This window comes from Rhodoferax sp. GW821-FHT07G04 (assembly GCF_059418585.1).
The window spans coordinates 181042-198217 of the sequence record NZ_JBWKQD010000002.1; the positions used below are offsets into that span (position 1 = coordinate 181042).

The window sequence follows — 17176 nt, forward strand, 5'->3', positions numbered from 1 at the left end:
TACAGAGGATCTGGTTAGCCTTCTATTATAGCAAATTCAGTTCTTGGCACGCAATACGGCCTCGTCCTGCGGGCTGAGCAGGCCGGCATTGCGGGCTGCGTCGAGCACATCCGGGCGGTGTTGGGCGGTCAGTTTGAGCCGCTGGTCACGCCGCCAGCGCTCGATCTGGCCGTGGTGCCCCGACAGCAGGGTATCCGGCACGCGCTGGCCGGCCCACTCTTCGGGCCGGGTGTAGTGCGGGCAATCCAGCAGGCCGTCCAGCGCGGGATTGAAGCTGTCCATGTGGTGGCTATCGCTGTCCGACAACACGCCGGGCTGCAGGCGGGCCACCGCGTCCAGCAGGGCGATGGCTGGTACTTCGCCGCCCGACAGCACAAAGTCACCCAGGCTGATCTGCTCGTCTACATGGGTGTCGATGAAGCGTTGGTCTATTCCCTCGTAGCGGCCACATATCAGGATGGCGCCGCTGCTGCTGGACCAACGCTGCACTTCGGCATGGTCCAGGCGTTTGCCAATGGGAGAGAACAGCACCACGGGTGCAGCGTCGCTGCGCTGGGCGCGGATGTGGGCAAGTGCCAGCTCCAGCGGCTGGGCCATCATGACCATGCCTGGGCCGCCACCAAAGGGGCGGTCATCTACACGGCGGTAGTTGCCGGTGGCAAAGTCGCGCGGGTTGGTGCATTGCACATCCACCTGGCCGGACTCAAAGGCGCGGCGGTTGATGCCTACCGACAGAAACGGGGTGAAAAGCTCGGGGAACAGCGTGACAACGTCGAAGCGCATGCACACCACCCTTCAGTAGTCGGTCTGCCAGTCCACGCGGATGCGGCGTGCCTTCAGGTCCACATCGTCCACATAGGCAGATACGAACGGGATCATGCGTTCACCCGTCTTGCCGTCGTCTTGCAGGAATTCCAGCACCAGCACGGTTTGCGGGCCGGTGGACAGCAGTTCCTTGACGGTGCCCAGGGCTTCGTCCTGGCGGTTGACGACGTCCAGGCCGATCAGATCGACCCAGTAGTATTCGTCTTCAGCTGCGGTGGGAAAACTGGAGCGCGCGACAAAGATACGGGCGCCGCGCAAGGCCTCGGCAGCCGTGCGGTCGTCTACGCCATGGGCAGATGCAACAACAGAGTCGGAATGCTCCTTGGCTTCCTTGACGGACAGGCGTGCCACACCCGTGAACGTCTGCACACCGCGTTCGGTGGGCATCAGAAACCAGCGCTTGGAAGAGAAAAGCGCCTCAGGATCGGCGCTGTAGGGCAGGACCTTGAACCAACCCTTGATGCCCCACGCGTCCGCAATCCGTCCGACTTCAATGGCGTCTGCTGGCAATTCAGCAGCTTCGAGTCCGGTCAACATACGCGTAGGGTGTGCCGGTCAGAGGGCACAACACGGCCCTCTTTTCGGCACTATGGCTTGTTAAGCTGCCTTCTTGGCGGCTTGGTTGATCAGGCGTTCCACCGTGGGAGAAGCCTGGGCGCCAACGCCCTTCCAGTAAGTCAGGCGATCCTGCGCAATGCGGATGCTCTCTTCGTTGGCAGTGGCGATGGGGTTGTAAAAACCGATGCGCTCGATGAAGCGACCATCACGGCGTGTGCGCTTGTCAGCCACAACGATGTTGAAAAAAGGGCGTGCTTTTGCACCGCCACGGGCGAGTCGAATGACGACCATGATTTATCCTTTGGGTGGCGGAATGATTTCCAGCCGAATTTCGATTCAAAGTTGAGACACGCAACTGGCCACCCGGCCAGTGACACTCTGAATAGCTCTCCATTATAACCTGAACCCAATCCATGACAATGATCCGCCCCAGTCGGGATACCGACCTGCCCGCCATCACAGCCATTTACACCCACCACGTGCTGCACGGTACCGGCACCTTTGAAACCACACCACCCACCGAGCAGGACATGGCTTCCCGCCGGGCGGACGTGCTGTCCAAGGGGCTGCCCTACCTGGTGATAGAGACTGCGGACGGCGTGTTGGGTTTTGCCTATTGCAACTGGTTCAAACCCCGCCCGGCCTACCGTTTTTCAGCCGAAGATTCCATTTACCTCGCTCCCGCTGCCGCCGGCAAGGGCCTGGGCAGGCTGCTGCTGGAAGAATTGATGGCCCAGGCCGAGCGCGCCGGCGTGCGCAAGCTGATCGCCGTGATCGGGGATTCGAGCAACAAAGGCTCGGTGGGGGTGCACAAGGCCTGTGGCTTTCAGCATGTAGGCGTGCTGGCCAATTGCGGCTGGAAGTTCGAGCGCTGGCTGGACGTGGTGCTGATGGACCGCGTCATCGGGCTGGGCAGCACCCAGGCTCCGGCACAATCCGGGGCATGAAAAACAAAACCCTGGCCGCCTGGCTCACGTTCTTGGGTGGCCCACTGGGACTGCACCGCTTCTATCTCTTTGGCGCCACGAACCGTCTGGCTTGGCTGCTACCCCTGCCCACGCTGCTCGGCGTCTATGGCGTGCACCGCGCCCGCACCTTTGGTTTAGAAGACACGGCAAGCTGGGTGCTGATTCCCCTGTTGGGGTTCACCATCGCGGGCTGCGCCATCAATGCTTTGGTCTATGGCTTGATGGCGACGGAGAAATGGAACGCCCGCTTCAACCCTGGGGCGCCCACCGATGCTCCCGCGGGCCAAACGAGTTGGTTGACCATAGGCGCCTTGGTGGTTTCGCTACTAGTGGGCACCACGGTGCTGATGGCCAGCCTGGCCTTCAGCTTTCAGCACTATTTTGAATACCAGGTGGAACAGAGCAAGCTGATTTCGCAGCCACAGCTTGCGCGCTAGGCTTCCAGCGGCCGACAAGGGCCTTAGAAAATCTGCAGGCTGATCCAGTAAGCGACAGCTGCCACAAAGGCGCTGGCCGGGATGGTGAAAATCCACGCCCACACGATGTTGCCAGCCACGCCCCAACGCACGGCGCTCGCGCGCTGTGTAGAGCCCACACCCACGATTGCACCGGTGATGGTGTGCGTGGTGGATACCGGTATGCCCAAGGCCGTCGCCAGGAACAGCGTGATAGCCCCACCCGTTTCGGCACAAAAGCCACCTACGGGCTTGAGCTTGGTGATCTTCTGCCCCATGGTCTTCACAATGCGCCAGCCGCCAAACATGGTGCCCGCGCCGATGGCCGCATAGCAGCACAGAATGACCCAGGTCGGTGGCGATGCGGCGCCTGCTGCGGTGTAGCCCGTGGCAATCAACAGCATCCAGATGATGCCAATGGTCTTCTGCGCATCGTTGCCGCCATGGCCCAGGCTGTACGCGCCGGCCGACAACAATTGCAAACGTCGGAACCACTTGTCCACCTTGGATGGGCGGGTCTTGCGAAAGATCCAGGCCACCAGCACCATCATCAGCGAGCCCAGCACAAAGCCCAACAGCGGTGAAACGAAGATGAAGACCACGGTTTTCAGAATGCCGGCCGATACCAACGTGCCCGCGCCAGACTTGGCAATCACGGCCCCCACAATGCCACCAATCAGCGCGTGGGACGAGCTGCTGGGGATGCCGTAGTACCAAGTGATGACATTCCACGTGATGGCGCCTAGCAGCGCACCAAACACCACATGGGTATCCACCACACCAGGCTGCACAATGCCCTTGCCCACAGTGGCCGCCACGCTGAGCTGGAATATCAAAATGGCCACGACATTGAAGAAAGCCGCGAACAAAATAGCCTGGCCCGGCTTCAATACACCCGTGGACACCACGGTGGCGATCGAGTTGGCCGCGTCATGAAAGCCATTCATGAAGTCAAACAGCAATGCCAGCACCACCAGCATTACCACCACCCACAGGGTCGTTGGTACGATTTCCATATAGCCGTATCCGCCTGGGGAATCAGGAGTTCTCGAGGATGATGCCCTCGATCACATTGGCCACGTCTTCGCACTTGTCGGTAATGGTTTCCAACAATTCGTAAATCGCCTTGAGTTTGATCAGCTCGCGCACGTCGGGTTCTTCGCGGAACAGCTTGCTCATGGCGGTGCGCATCACGCGGTCGGCATCGGACTCCAGGCGGTCGATCTCTTCGCAGGTTTTCAGCGCCGCCTCGGCCGTGTGCGGCTCGGCGATATGGCCCAAGAGCTTGACCGCATCACGCAGGCGCTCGCAGCATTTCACGCTGAGGTCAGTCAGTCGGACGATTTCTTCGGTCATATGCCGCACGTCGTACAGCGCCATGGTCTCGGCCGAGTCCTGGATCAGGTCAGCCACGTCATCCATGGTGTTGATCAGCGAATGGATCTGTTCGCGGTCAATGGGCGTGATGAAGGTGATGTGGATGGCCTTGTTGCAATCGTGCGTCACACGGTCGGCCGCACGCTCGGCGTCGTCCACTTCCTGGTTGTACTTGGCGCGCAAATCCAGGTCGTTGTAATTGGCCACCAAACGGGAAAAAGCCTGCGCCGCCTCCACGATGCGGTCCGCGTGCTGGTTGAACATTTCGAAAAAATTGCCCTCTCGGGGCAGCAGTTTGCCAAACAGCATGGTGGTGGTTCCTAACGATGGAGTCCGTCAGTTCTCATGAAAATGACGTATTTATGACGGGGCGAAGTGTAACCGCACAGCCCGCCAGGACATTCCGGGTTTCCCGCAGTTCAGGCGCTGCGGAAGATGAAGTACACCGCCCCGACCAGGCACAGGCCGGCCCACAGATAGTCGGTCTTGAAAGGCTGGTTCAAGTAAATCATCGCAAACGGCACAAAGACGACCAGCGTGATGACTTCCTGCATGATTTTGAGCTGCGCGACCGAAAAACCGGCCTGCTGAAAGCCGATGCGATTGGCGGGGACCTGCAGCAGGTATTCGAACAAGGCGATACCCCAGCTCACCAGGGCAGCGATGTACCAGGGGGCGGTGGCCAGATTTTTGAGGTGGCCGTACCAGGCGACCGTCATGAAGATGTTGCTGGCTAGCAAAAGCAGAATGGTTTGCCAGGAGAGGGGGATGGTGCTGAGGAATTGCATGTTGTGCATTATCTTGGGCTTGTTTGCTTCACATTCGTGGGCTTTTAGCTCTCTCGCTCCGGATCGGATGGCCTGGACGTTTTGCTCCGTGTCCCCCGGGCTCCGCCCTCCTCCTTTTACCTGCGCAAAACGCCCAGACCATCCGATCCTCCGAGGTTTTTGCGCACCAGCGCTTAAAGCAATCTGGGAGTGCCACAACCCAGCTGCAGGGCGGGCGTGGCTGTTTTGCGCAGGTAAAAGGAGGAGCCCGGAACGGGCGGGGGACACGGAGCAAAGCAGCCACGCCCGCCCTGTAGCGTGCGAGAAACACAAAACACAACTGTCACAAAATAAAAAAGCCCCACAGCAAACGCCGCAGGGCTTCCGATGTAAAACGAATTAAGTCTTACGCGTTCACAGTAGCAGCAGACTCGGTGTAATCCTGAATCTTGTCGAAGTTCAAGTATTGATACACCTTGTCGCTGGCGGCGGTCAGCACGCCCATGTCAGCCAAGTACTCTTCCTTGGTCGGAATACGGCCCAGCTTGGAGCATATGGCAGCCAGTTCCGCAGAACCCAGGTACACATTCGAGTTCTTACCCAAACGGTTCGGGAAGTTGCGGGTGGAAGTGGAGAACACGGTTGCGCCCTCCTTCACCTGCGCCTGGTTGCCCATGCACAGGCTACAGCCCGGCATTTCCATACGCGCACCAGCGCCGCCCAGCACACCGTAGTGGCCTTCTTCCGTCAGTTGGTGCGCGTCCATCTTGGTCGGTGGTGCAACCCACAGCTTGACCGGGATATCGCGCTTGTTTTCCAACAGCTTGGAGGCTGCACGGAAGTGGCCGATGTTGGTCATGCAGGAACCGATGAACACTTCATCGATCTTGGCGCCGGCCACATCGGCCAGTGTCTTCACGTCGTCCGGGTCGTTCGGGCAAGCCACGATGGGTTCGTGGATGTCGGCCAGGTCGATTTCGATAACGGCGGCGTATTCGGCATCGGCGTCGCCTTTCAGCAGCTCGGGTTTCTTCAGCCAGGCTTCCTGTGCGGCAATGCGGCGGGCCAGTGTGCGGGCATCGGCGTAACCGTTGGCAATCATCCACTTCATCATCGTGATGTTGGAGTTGATGTACTCAATGATCGGTTCCTTGTTCAGGTGCACCGTGCAGCCGGCGGCAGAGCGCTCGGCCGATGCGTCGGACAATTCAAACGCCTGCTCCACCTTCAGGTCTGGCAAACCTTCGATTTCGAGAATGCGGCCGGAGAAGATGTTCTTCTTGCCCTTCTTCTCGACTGTCAGCAGACCGGCCTTGATGGCGTACAGCGGAATCGCGTTGACCAGGTCACGCAGCGTCACGCCGTTTTGCATCTTGCCCTTGAAGCGCACCAACACCGACTCGGGCATATCCAAAGGCATCACGCCGGTTGCAGCGGCGAAGGCCACCAGACCCGAGCCTGCGGGGAAGGAAATACCGATAGGGAAACGCGTGTGGCTGTCGCCACCGGTGCCGACGGTGTCGGGCAACAGCAGGCGGTTCAGCCAGGAGTGGATCACGCCATCACCGGGGCGCAGCGAGATACCGCCGCGGGTGCTGATGAAGTCGGGCAGCTCGTGGTGCATCTTCACGTCCACGGGCTTGGGGTATGCGGCTGTGTGGCAGAAGGATTGCATCACCAGATCAGCGCTGAAGCCCAGGCAGGCCAGATCCTTCAACTCGTCGCGGGTCATCGGGCCGGTGGTGTCTTGCGAGCCGACGGATGTCATCTTGGGTTCGCAGTAGGTACCGGGGCGCACGCCCTGGCCTTCGGGCAGACCGCAGGCGCGGCCGACCATCTTCTGCGCCAAGCTGAAACCCTTCTTGGTGTCAGCAGGGTTCTGTGGCAGGCGGAACAGCGTGGAGGGCTTCAGACCCAGGGCTTCGCGTGCCTTGGCGGTCAGGCCACGGCCGATGATCAACGGAATACGGCCACCGGCGCGTACTTCGTCGAACAGCACTTCGCTCTTGACGGTGAACTCGGAGATGACCTTGCCATCCTTCAAGGCCTTGCCTTCGTAAGGACGCAGTTCGATCACGTCGCCCATGTTCATCTGGTCCACGTTCAGCTCGATGGGCAGGGAGCCCGCGTCTTCCATGGTGTTGTAGAAGATGGGGGCGATTTTGGTTCCCAGGCAGATACCGCCAAACTTCTTGTTGGGGATGAACGGAATGTCTTCACCGGTGAACCACAGCACCGAGTTGGTAGCCGATTTGCGCGAGGAGCCGGTGCCAACCACATCGCCCACGTAGGCCACGGGCAGGCCACGGGCGACCAGGTCCTGGATGTACTTGATGGGGCCGCGCTTGCCGTCTTCTTCGGGCACGAAAGCCGCGCCATCGCGCTTGTTCTTCAGCATTGCCAGGGCATGCATCGGGATGTCGGGGCGGGTGGTGGCATCGGGCGCTGGCGACAGATCGTCGGTATTGGTCTCGCCGGGCACCTTGAACACGGTGAACGTAATGCTCTGGGGGACTTCGGGGCGGCTTGTGAACCACTCGGCATCGGCCCAGCTTTGCAGCACGGCCTTGGCGTGGGCATTGCCCTTGTCGGCCTTTTCCTTCACGTCGTGGAACTGGTCGAACATCAGCAAGGTTTTCTTCAGGCCGGCAGCGGCTTCGGCGGCCACTGCCGCGTCATCCAGCAGGTCCACCAGGGGGCTGATGTTGTAGCCGCCCAGCATGGTGCCCAGCAGCTCGGTGGCACGGGCGCGGCTGATCAGCGCGCACTTCTCGGTGCCGTGGGCCACAGCGGCCAGATAGCTGGCCTTGACCTTGGCGGCATCGTCCACGCCGGCGGGAACGCGGTTGGTGATCAGGTCCACCAGGAAGGTCTCCTCACCAACTGGTGGGTTCTTCAGGAGTTCAATCAGTTCGCCGGTTTGCTTGGCAGACAGGGGCAGGGGCGGGATGCCCAGCGCGGCGCGTTCGGCCACATGGTCACGGTAGGCTTTCAACATGGTATTCACTCCTTCTTATGCAACACAAATTACTCGCCAGCCCTCGTCAACAGGGCTTGGCCTGCTATCTATTTTGATTTCGGCTTGGTAGCCTTGCCTTTGGGGTTGGGCACCATTTCCTGCACCGCACCACCCGAGCCCACGGGCACCAGGGCGTCCTTGGGCGCGTCCAGCAAGCTCGGCACGGGGTTGCGCTCCATGGCCTGGGCCACGGCCAATTGGTCCGGGTTCATGCAGTCGTCGGCCAGACGCTTGCCTTCCTTCTGGTTCATCAACATGGATTTGTTACCCAGCTGCAACCACACAGCACCGCTGGACTCCTCTTCCAGGCGCACAGCGCCGGTGGTGGTGGTCACGGGCAGCATGGTGTAGCGCTTGTGGCCCATCTCTAGAAAAAAGCGTCCAGGGGATTGGGCATCTGGCGACACGGACACGACCGTGCCGAGTTCGCAATTGATCTTGCCCACCAGCACCTTGCTGGCCACGGCCATTTGTTCAGCTGACAGGGCCACGGGTGCCAAGGTCTCGGACTCGGCATGGGCCGCGGGCTTGGCGCTCGCATGGGCAGCCGCCTTGGGGGCCGCTTTGCTGGCGGCCTTGTCGGCAGCCACAGCTGGCAGAGCCATGGTCAAGGCCAGTAACAGCAAGCCCGGTACGCATTGTTTCATCATGAGAAAGTCAACCTCTTTGTTTTAGTGAACCCGCCGGGACGGGAAATACGGGCGCATGGTCTCAGGGACCACACACCCGGTTTGGTGGGCGCGTTCCAGCACCTGCCAAAAATAGCGAAAGCTGGCGCGGTCGTGCAATTTGCCATCGACCGATATCGGCGCCCACTCGGCCAGGCTGGCTTGTTCGATGATGCGCGCCGCCAAATCCACGTCTTCCACCGACGGCGTAAAGGCCCGCACAATGGGTTGGATCTGGGATGGGTGGATGCTCCACATCCGGGTATAGCCAAAGGACGCTGCAGCCATCTGCGCCGAGCGCTCGACCACCGAGGTATCGCGCAACTCCGTTACCACGCAGTGGGACGGGACCTTGCCCGCCGCATGGCAGGCGCTGGCGATATCCAGCTTGGCCCGCACAACCAGCGGGTGGTGGAACTGATCCAGGCCTGCGGCATCGCCTGCCGCACGCACACCCATGGCGGCATGGGGAATGGCGCCACCATGCGCCGAGACAAAGTCCATCAAGCCAAAGCTGATGGACTGCACGCGGGGATGGGCTGCGATCTCAAACGCGCGGTGTGCAGCAGCCGGGGATTCGATCAACACATGCAAGGGCAATGCATCAGCCCGCTGGCCAGGTTGCACCGCCGCATCCATGGCGGCCACGGCCATCTGTACGTCGGCGACAGATTCCACCTTGGGAACCATGACGTAGCTCAGCGACTGGGCCGCACCGCCGACGATGGTGTCCACATCGGCCGCAAAGGCCGGGTGGTCCACCGCGTGCACACGCACGCCGACGCGGCGCTTCACGCCGCTTGCTATCAATTGTGGAGCGACATGTGCAGCATTGGCGAGGGCTGCCACCATATTGGCCTGGTCCCTCTCGCCGCCGACCGGGGCTCCGTCTTCGCAGTCCAAAGTGACGTCGAAGACGCAGACCCCGAGTTCCGCCGTCATGTCGGCCTGCAACTGCAGGCTTTTGACCATCCGCGCTTCGACACCGCTGTAGTGGTCGCAAACAGGCAACATGCCTGCCGCGCCCTGGGCGCCTAAGAGTACGTCGCGCGGATGCATGGCCCCCACGCTTGCCATTCCATGTGCTGCGCTGCCCCCCGAGGGGGCTGTGCTTGCTCGGGGCGGCCCAGCGCTGCGCACGGTCTCTTTCCTTGGGGATTAGAGCAAGTGCTTGACGCCGTCTTGCTCGCCCTGCAGTTCGGCCAGGGTCTTGTTGATGCACTCTTGCGAGAAAGCGTCGATTTCCAGGCCTTCGACGATCTTGTATTCGCCGTTGGCACAGGTCACGGGGTAGCCGAACATGATTTCCTTGGGAATGCCGTATTCGCCGTTGGAAGGAATGCCCATCGTGACCCACTTGCCATTGGTGCCCAGCGCCCAGTCGCGCATGTGGTCGATGGCCGCGTTGGCAGCGGACGCTGCAGACGACAGGCCGCGTGCGGCGATGATGGCGGCACCACGCTTGCCCACGGTGGGCAAGAAGGTTTCGCGGTTCCAGGTTTCGTCGTTGATCATGGCCTTGACCGATTGGCCGCCGATGGTGGCGAAACGGTAGTCAGCGTACATGGTCGGCGAGTGGTTGCCCCACACGGCCAATTTTTCGATATCGGCCACGGCCTTGCCGGTCTTGGCGGCGATTTGCGAAGCGGCGCGGTTGTGGTCCAGGCGCAACATGGCGGTGAAGTTCTTGGCTGGCAGATCGGGGGCGGCCTTCATCGCGATGTAGGCGTTGGTGTTGGCAGGGTTGCCGACCACCAGCACGCGAACATTGCGCGAAGCGACGGCATTCAGTGCCTTGCCCTGGGTCGTGAAAATGGCGCCGTTGATGGCCAGCAGTTCGGCACGTTCCATGCCGGGGCCACGGGGGCGCGAACCGACCAGCAGGGCGTAGTCGGTGTCCTTGAAGGCTTGCATGGGGTCAGAATGGGCTTCAATGCCGACCAGCAAGGGGAAGGCACAGTCTTCCAATTCCATGATCACACCCTTGAGCGCGTTCTGGGCCTTCTCGTCAGGGATTTCCAGCAATTGCAGGATGACGGGCTGGTCCTTGCCCAGCATTTCGCCGGACGCGATGCGGAACAGCAGGGCGTAACCGATTTGACCAGCGGCGCCGGTAACAGCAACGCGAACGGGTTTCTTGCTCATGGTAAAGACTCCAGGAAGTGATGTAAAAACGGCGACGGTCCGGGGACCCAAAGGAGGGAGATTGAATCCTTCAGAATGCTCTAGAGTTTACCCCCGAAATTGCGGTAAAGTCAATTTGTCTTATGTCTTATATAAGATATGATTGCACCTCAAATCCGAGACTGAGTCCAAGCTGCCCTCCCAAAAGCCTTTTCATGTCCGCCACGCCCAATTTCCCAAACGACGCTGCCGCTGCGCCCTATGCGGACGCCAGCGAGCCCGTCGCTTTGGCGCAGCCCACGCCGGCCTTCAGCCCGCTGTACCAGCAGATCAAGGTCTTGATTCTGCAAAGCCTGCAGGCCGGCGAATGGAAGCCCAGCACGGCCATCCCCAGCGAGATCGAATTGGCCGCGCGTTTCAAGGTCAGCCAGGGCACGGTGCGCAAGGCTATTGATGAGCTGGCCGCCGAAAACCTGCTGGTGCGCCGCCAGGGCAAGGGCACGTTTGTAGCCACCCATGCCGAACGCCAGATCCAGTACCGCTTTTTGAAACTCATTCCCGACAACGGCGACCCTAATAGCGAGGGCCCCGCCCAGCGCCACATCATCGATTGCAAGCGCATCCGCGCGTCGGTGGAAGTGGCACGCGCCCTGGCCATTCGCGCCGGCGATGCCGTGCTGCAGGTGCGCCGCGTACTGTCGTTTGCGTCCACGCCCACCATTCTGGAAGACCTGTGGCTGCCTGCCGCGCCCTTCAAAGGCTTGACGGCTGAGCGCCTGAGGGACTACAACGGCCCCATGTATGCGCTGTTTGAAACCGAATTCGGCGTGCGCATGGTGCGCGCCGAAGAAAAAATTCGCGCCGTGCTGCCCGATGCGGAACAGTGCGCACTGCTGAAGACCGAAGCGCAAACCCCGTTACTCAGCGTGGAACGCATTGCCTACACCTATAACGATGCCCCGATGGAAATGCGCCGGGGCCTGTACCTGACCAGCAAACATTACTATCGAAATGCGCTAAATTGACGCCACTTTGACACCGACTTGGTGCAAGTCCGGCGTCAGCCTGTTGCAGTGCAATAGAATTTTGGTCCGCAGCGGAAAATAATTACATACGGTTACAACCAGAAAGCCCATCCATGTCTGAGCTCACTCCTCCAACCCGGGCCAAGCGGCCTGAGTTCCGTAACATCAATGCCTTCAAGGACTTGCCGACCTACCGCATGACCGTGGCAGCAATCGTGTCGATATTGCACCGTGGCAGTGGTTTGTTCATGTTTTTGTTGATGCCCTTCGTCATCTGGATGTTTGACACATCCGTCAGCTCCGAATATTCGTTTGCGCGGTTTACCTCCGCGTTCAACAACGGCATCGGTTTTGTTCCCGGCTTCATCGTCAAGCTGGCGGCTCTGGTGCTGATCTGGTCCTACCTGCACCACTTTTTCGCCGGCCTGCGCCACATCCGCATGGACCTGTTCCACACCGTCAGCAAAGAAGCCGGCCGCACCACCGCCCAGTGGACCTTGGGCCTGAGTCTGAGCCTGACCGTGGCCTTCGGCGCCAAGCTTTTTGGGCTGTACTAAGCCCGGCGCGCTCCCTCTTCAAAAACAATAAACAACAGGAACACCGATCATGTCTGTTAACTACGGATCCAAGCGCCTTGTCGTTGGCGCGCACTACGGCTTGCGCGACTGGCTGGCCCAACGTGTCACCGGCTTGCTGATGGCCCTTTTCACCCTCATCGTGCTGGCCCAAGTGCTGCTGCGCAAAGGCCCCATGGGGTACGACAAATGGGCGGGCATCTTCTCCAGCCAATGGATGAAGACACTGACCTTCTGCGTCATCATCTCCCTGCTGTACCACGCCTGGGTGGGCATGCGCGAAATCTTCATGGACTACATCCAGCCCGTCTATATCCGGCTGGCACTGCAAGTGTTTTCCATTGTCTGGCTCGTGGCCTGTGCGGGCTGGGCCATCCAAGTCCTGTGGCGCCTGTGATTGCACCGAACGATAAAGATTGAACCCATGACCTACTCCCCTACAACAAGAAAATTTGACGTCGTCATCGTCGGTGCCGGCGGCTCCGGCATGCGCGCATCGCTGCAACTGGCACGCGCCGGCCTGAACGTGGCCGTGCTGTCCAAGGTGTTCCCCACCCGTTCGCACACTGTGGCGGCGCAGGGCGGCGTGTCTGCCTCGCTGGGCAATATGAGCGAAGACAGCTGGGAATTCCACTTCTACGACACCGTCAAGGGCTCCGACTGGCTCGGCGACCAGGATGCGATTGAATTCATGTGCCGCGAAGCACCCAAGGTCGTCTATGACCTGGAGCACATGGGCATGCCCTTTGACCGCAACCCCGACGGCACCATCTACCAGCGCCCCTTCGGCGGCCACACCGCCAACTACGGCGAGAAACCCGTGCAACGCGCCTGCGCCGCGGCCGACCGTACCGGCCACGCCATGCTGCACACGCTGTACCAGGCCAATGTCGCGGCCCGTACCTCGTTCTTCGTGGAATGGATGGCGCTGGACCTGATCCGCGACGCCGAAGGAGACGTAGTCGGCGTAACCGCTTTGGAAATGGAAACCGGCGACCTGCACGTGCTGCACGCCAAGACCGTGCTGTTGGCTACCGGCGGTGCCGGACGTATCTTCCAATCCTCCACCAATGCCTTCATCAACACCGGTGACGGCCTGGGCATGGCCGCCCGCGCCGGCATCGCACTGCAAGACATGGAGTTCTGGCAGTTCCACCCCACCGGCGTGGCCGGTGCCGGCGTGTTGCTGACCGAAGGCTGCCGCGGCGAAGGCGCCATTTTGCTGAACAGCAACGGCGACCGCTTCATGGAGCGTTATGCGCCCACGCTGAAGGATCTGGCACCGCGCGACTTCGTCTCGCGTTGCATGGGCCAGGAAATCCTGGAAGGCCGTGGCTGCGGTCCCAACAAGGACTACATCCACATGAAACTGGACCACCTGGGTGCAGAGACCATCCGCAAGCGCCTGCCCTCGGTGGAAGAAATCGGCCACAACTTCGCCAACGTCGATATCACCCGCGAACCCATCCCCGTCGTGCCCACCATCCACTACCAGATGGGCGGCATCCCGACCAATATCCATGGCCAGGTCGTTCAACAAGTGGATGGCCAGGACAAGGCCATCAACGGCCTCTACGCCGTCGGTGAATGCTCTTGCGTGTCGGTGCATGGCGCCAACCGCCTGGGCACCAACTCGCTGCTGGATCTGCTGGTGTTCGGCAAGGCCGCTGGCGACCACATCATCGCCAACGTCAAGCCGGGTGCGGCACACAAGGATCTGCCCGCCGGTGCCACAGATGCCACCCAGGCACGCCTGGCGCGCCTGGATTCCAACCCCAACGGCGAATACGCCCAGGACGTGGCCAACGACATGCGCGCCATCATGCAGGCGCATGCCGGCGTGTTCCGCAGCCAGGAATCCATGGACGAAGGCGTCAAGAAGATCAACGCCCTGCGCGATCGCATGGGCAAGATCGGTCTGAAGGACAACTCCAAGGTCTTCAACACCGCGCGCATCGAAGCGCTGGAAGTCGAGAACCTGATGGAAGCCGCCCAGGCCACGATGACCAGCGCCGCCGCCCGCAAGGAGTGCCGTGGCGCCCACCTGGTGCGCGATTACGAACACGACGTGAACCACCCCACCTGCCCCTTGGGCCGTAACGACGCTGAATGGATGAAGCACACCCTTTGGCACAAGGACGGCAACAGCCTGTCCTACAAGCCCGTCCGCATGAAGCCGCTGACGGCGGAGACGGTGCCACCCAAGCCCCGTACGTTCTGATTAGGTCGAGAAAGATTAAGGAATCCCAAAAATGGCAAAACGCACTTTCTCCATCTACCGCTACGACCCAGACAAGGACGCCAAGCCCTATATGCAAACCATCGAGGTGGAACTCGATGGCAGCGAACGCATGTTGCTGGACGCACTGATCAAGCTCAAGGCGATCGACCCCACCTTGTCCTACCGCCGCTCCTGCCGCGAAGGCGTCTGTGGCTCTGACGCCATGAACATCAACGGCAAGAACGGCCTGGCCTGCCTGACCAATATGCGCACGCTGCCCGACGTCGTCGTGCTCAAGCCGCTGCCCGGCCTGCCCGTGGTGCGCGACCTGATCGTGGACATGACGCAGTTCTTCAAGCAGTACAACTCGATCAAGCCCTACCTGATCAACCACGAGCCCACGCCCGAGAGGGAGCGCCTGCAGAGCCCCGAAGAGCGCGAAGAGCTCAACGGCCTGTACGAATGCATCTTGTGCGCGAGCTGCTCCACATCCTGCCCCAGCTTCTGGTGGAACCCCGACAAGTTCGTCGGCCCCGCCGGCCTCTTGCAAGCCTACCGCTTCCTGGCCGACAGCCGCGACCAAGCCACCGGTGAGCGCCTGGACAACCTGGAAGACCCCTACCGCCTGTTCCGTTGCCACACCATCATGAACTGCGTCGACGTGTGCCCCAAGGGACTGAACCCCACCAAGGCGATCGGCAAGATCAAGGAAATGATGGTGATGCGTACCGTCTGATGACGGCGATGCTTATGGCTGAAGTTGACAACGAATTGCTGGACGAGCGGAGCTTAAGCAAGCTGAAGTGGCGGTGTCGCCGTGGGCTGCTGGAGAACGACCTGTTTATCGAGCGCTTCTTCAACAACTTCCAGGCGTCGTTGACGGTGCGCCAGGCCCACGCGCTGGGCCTGTTGATGGACTTGAGTGACAACGACCTGCTGGACCTGCACCTGGCCCGCAAGTCACTGGCACAGGTATCAGAGACATTAGACCGCGAAGACGGTGTGGACGAAGTTTTGAGTATGTTGAGAAAAAACTGTTGAAAGGTCGAAAATGAAACTAGCTGACAACAAAGCCACGCTGTCCTTCAGCAATGGCAGCCCCAGCGTCGAATTGCCTGTGTACCAGGGCAGCGTCGGTCCCGATGTCGTCGACATCCGCAAGCTGTACGCGCAAACCGGCATGTTTACCTATGACCCGGGCTTCTTGTCCACGGCCTCGTGCCAGTCAGCCATCACCTATATCGACGGTGACAAGGGTGAACTGCTGTACCGCGGTTACCCCATTGAGCAATTGGCCACCAACTGCGATTTCATGGAAACCTGCCACCTGCTGCTGTACGGCAACTTGCCCGACGCAGCCGGCAAGGCCGATTTCACCAAGCGCGTGACCCAGCACACCATGGTCAACGAGCAGATGCAGTTCTTCCTGCGTGGCTTCCGCCGTGATGCACACCCCATGGCCATCATGACCGGCCTGGTGGGCGCCCTGTCGGCCTTCTACCATGACAGCACCGACATCAACAATCCTGAGCACCGCGACATCTCCGCGATCCGCCTGATTGCCAAGATGCCGACCCTGGTGGCCATGGCCTACAAGTACAGCGTGGGCCAGCCCTTCATGTACCCCAAGAACGACCTGAGCTACGCCGGCAACTTCATGCACATGATGTTCGCCACACCCTGCGAGCCCTATGTCGTCAACCCCGTCATCGAGCGCGCGCTGGACCGCATCTTCACGCTGCATGCTGACCACGAGCAAAACGCCTCCACCTCCACCGTGCGCCTGTGCGGCAGCTCGGGCACCAACCCGTTCGCGGCCATCGCAGCCGGTGTGGCTTGCCTGTGGGGCCCGGCCCACGGTGGCGCCAACGAAGCCTGCCTGAACATGCTGGAAGACATCCAGAAGATGGGCGGCATCGCCAAGGTTGGCCAGTTCATGGAACAGGTCAAGGACAAGAGCTCCGGCGTCAAGCTGATGGGCTTTGGCCACCGCGTGTACAAGAACTACGACCCCCGCGCCAAGCTGATGCAAGAGACCTGCAAGGAAGTCTTGGCGGCCCTGGGCCTGGAAAACGACCCGCTGTTCAAGCTGGCCATGGCCCTGGAAAAGATCGCCCTGGAAGACGACTACTTCGTCCAGCGCAAGCTCTACCCCAATGTGGACTTCTACTCCGGCATCGTGCAGCGCGCCATCGGCATCCCCGTGAGCCTGTTCACCGCCATCTTCGCCCTGGCCCGCACCGTGGGCTGGATCGCCCAGTTGAACGAAATGATCGGCGACCCCGAGTACAAGATCGGCCGCCCCCGCCAGCTGTTCACCGGCTCGGTGAAGCGCGATGTGGCGCCTATCGCGCAGCGCTAAGCCACTATCCATCTAAAGAGCCCGCAGGCGGTAGACGCCGGCGGGCTTTTTTATTGGCCGAGCCGCTTTTTCTAAGACCCGTGGAGAATTGATTGCTATATATTCAATAGCTACATATTCATATCCGACGAGGGCTAGAGGCCATTTTTTCAATAAAGTGCCATTCAGCTTCTGTAAAAAACCCAAATTAGGTATTTTTAAACCCATTCTGCGGGTATCCGCCACCACTGGC

General features: G+C 60.6%; 19 protein-coding genes. 9 read left to right on the plus strand and 10 right to left on the minus strand.

Translation table 11 applies throughout. The features are described from left to right. Positions 1–36 precede the first annotated feature (36 nt). From trmD to rpsP, 3 genes are read right to left on the minus strand one after another with little or no spacing between them, the layout of a single operon-like run. Entirely contained in the window at positions 37–783 is a 747-nt protein-coding gene (trmD, locus tag AC07OO_RS10035) for a tRNA (guanosine(37)-N1)-methyltransferase TrmD (RefSeq protein WP_495081963.1), read from the minus strand. A gap of 12 nt (positions 784–795) precedes the next feature. Then, complete coding sequence (gene rimM / locus AC07OO_RS10040) at positions 796–1362, minus strand: ribosome maturation factor RimM (RefSeq protein WP_495081964.1); 567 nt, start codon at positions 1360–1362, stop codon at positions 796–798. Between the two features lie 60 nt (positions 1363–1422). Then, positions 1423–1674 (minus strand): 30S ribosomal protein S16, encoded by a 252-nt coding sequence (rpsP, locus tag AC07OO_RS10045; protein WP_310341612.1) that lies wholly within the window; start codon positions 1672–1674, stop codon positions 1423–1425. A gap of 122 nt (positions 1675–1796) precedes the next feature. Here rpsP and AC07OO_RS10050 point away from each other — a divergent pair, with 122 nt between their 5' ends. Together AC07OO_RS10050 and AC07OO_RS10055 are read left to right on the plus strand one after the other, a co-directional pair. Further along, on the plus strand, positions 1797–2330 hold the full coding sequence (locus AC07OO_RS10050) for a GNAT family N-acetyltransferase (protein ID WP_495081965.1): 534 nt from the start codon (positions 1797–1799) through the stop codon (positions 2328–2330). Next, positions 2327–2788: a TM2 domain-containing protein gene (locus AC07OO_RS10055; RefSeq protein WP_495081966.1), complete on the plus strand. Its 462-nt coding sequence runs from the start codon at positions 2327–2329 to the stop codon at positions 2786–2788. The genes AC07OO_RS10050 and AC07OO_RS10055 overlap by 4 nt, the downstream gene beginning before the upstream one ends. 23 nt (positions 2789–2811) lie before the next feature. Here the strand turns inward: AC07OO_RS10055 and AC07OO_RS10060 are convergent, their stop codons facing one another. From AC07OO_RS10060 to AC07OO_RS10090, 7 genes are all read right to left on the minus strand, one after another. Then, complete coding sequence (locus tag AC07OO_RS10060) at positions 2812–3822, minus strand: inorganic phosphate transporter (protein WP_495081967.1); 1011 nt, start codon at positions 3820–3822, stop codon at positions 2812–2814. 22 nt (positions 3823–3844) lie between these two features. Then, the gene (locus tag AC07OO_RS10065) at positions 3845–4492 is read right to left on the minus strand and encodes a DUF47 domain-containing protein (protein ID WP_495081968.1); all 648 of its coding nucleotides are present in this window, start codon (positions 4490–4492) and stop codon (positions 3845–3847) included. 110 nt (positions 4493–4602) lie between these two features. After that, positions 4603–4971, minus strand: a complete 369-nt coding sequence (locus AC07OO_RS10070; protein WP_495081969.1) for a DMT family protein — start codon at positions 4969–4971, stop codon at positions 4603–4605. A gap of 385 nt (positions 4972–5356) precedes the next feature. After that, positions 5357–7948 carry a bifunctional aconitate hydratase 2/2-methylisocitrate dehydratase gene (locus AC07OO_RS10075; protein WP_495081970.1) on the minus strand — a complete coding sequence of 864 codons (2592 nt, stop codon included), beginning with the start codon at positions 7946–7948 and terminating at the stop codon, positions 5357–5359. Positions 7949–8016: 68 nt separating this feature from the next. Continuing rightward, positions 8017–8619 carry a hypothetical protein gene (locus AC07OO_RS10080; protein WP_495081971.1) on the minus strand — a complete coding sequence of 201 codons (603 nt, stop codon included), beginning with the start codon at positions 8617–8619 and terminating at the stop codon, positions 8017–8019. A gap of 21 nt (positions 8620–8640) precedes the next feature. Then, positions 8641–9696: an HpcH/HpaI aldolase/citrate lyase family protein gene (locus tag AC07OO_RS10085; protein ID WP_495081972.1), complete on the minus strand. Its 1056-nt coding sequence runs from the start codon at positions 9694–9696 to the stop codon at positions 8641–8643. 99 nt (positions 9697–9795) lie between these two features. Then, on the minus strand, positions 9796–10782 hold the full coding sequence (locus AC07OO_RS10090; protein ID WP_495081973.1) for a malate dehydrogenase: 987 nt from the start codon (positions 10780–10782) through the stop codon (positions 9796–9798). 194 nt (positions 10783–10976) lie between these two features. Between AC07OO_RS10090 and AC07OO_RS10095 the strand changes: the two genes are divergently transcribed. The 7 genes from AC07OO_RS10095 (at position 10977) to AC07OO_RS10125 (ending at position 16944) form a co-directional block, all read left to right on the plus strand. Further along, positions 10977–11786, plus strand: coding sequence for a GntR family transcriptional regulator (locus tag AC07OO_RS10095; RefSeq protein ID WP_495081974.1), 810 nt, complete (start codon positions 10977–10979; stop codon positions 11784–11786). 113 nt (positions 11787–11899) lie between these two features. Then, on the plus strand, positions 11900–12343 hold the full coding sequence (gene sdhC / locus AC07OO_RS10100) for a succinate dehydrogenase, cytochrome b556 subunit (RefSeq protein WP_495081975.1): 444 nt from the start codon (positions 11900–11902) through the stop codon (positions 12341–12343). A 49-nt stretch (positions 12344–12392) separates the two neighbouring features. Beyond that, a complete protein-coding gene (gene sdhD, locus AC07OO_RS10105) occupies positions 12393–12758 on the plus strand; it encodes a succinate dehydrogenase, hydrophobic membrane anchor protein (protein ID WP_495081976.1) in 366 nt (121 codons plus the stop codon). Between the two features lie 27 nt (positions 12759–12785). After that, entirely contained in the window at positions 12786–14582 is a 1797-nt protein-coding gene (sdhA, locus tag AC07OO_RS10110; RefSeq protein WP_495081977.1) for a succinate dehydrogenase flavoprotein subunit, read from the plus strand. Between the two features lie 31 nt (positions 14583–14613). Continuing rightward, the gene (locus tag AC07OO_RS10115) at positions 14614–15318 is read left to right on the plus strand and encodes a succinate dehydrogenase iron-sulfur subunit (protein WP_495081978.1); all 705 of its coding nucleotides are present in this window, start codon (positions 14614–14616) and stop codon (positions 15316–15318) included. 8 nt (positions 15319–15326) lie between these two features. Further along, positions 15327–15623, plus strand: a complete 297-nt coding sequence (locus tag AC07OO_RS10120; RefSeq protein ID WP_495083331.1) for an FAD assembly factor SdhE — start codon at positions 15327–15329, stop codon at positions 15621–15623. A 10-nt stretch (positions 15624–15633) separates the two neighbouring features. Further along, positions 15634–16944, plus strand: a complete 1311-nt coding sequence (locus AC07OO_RS10125) for a citrate synthase (RefSeq protein ID WP_495081979.1) — start codon at positions 15634–15636, stop codon at positions 16942–16944. Positions 16945–17176 lie beyond the last annotated feature (232 nt).